At 55.3% G+C, this 266-nt stretch carries 1 pseudogene; it reads left to right on the forward strand.

What is annotated here, in order from left to right:
• Nucleotides 1-266: pseudogene (locus JUK32_RS05730) on the forward strand (photosystem II q(b) protein); the annotation flags it as partial.

Below are 266 nucleotides of genomic sequence, written 5' to 3' on the forward strand. Positions count from 1 at the left end.
CACGGCTACTTCGGTCGGTTGATCTTCCAATATGCGAGCTTCAACAACTCTCGTTCCTTGCACTTCTTCTTGGGTGCCTGGCCGGTCATCGGCATCTGGTTCACCGCATTGGGCATCAGCACCATGGCGTTCAACCTGAATGGTTTCAACTTCAACCAGTCCGTTCTCGACTCTCAGGGTCGCGTCATCGGCACCTGGGCGGATGTGATTAACCGGGCCAACCTGGGTATGGAAGTGATGCACGAGCGCAATGCTCACAACTTCCC

Source organism: Halomicronema sp. CCY15110 (assembly GCF_016888165.1).
GTDB lineage: Bacteria > Cyanobacteriota > Cyanobacteriia > Phormidesmidales > Phormidesmidaceae > Halomicronema.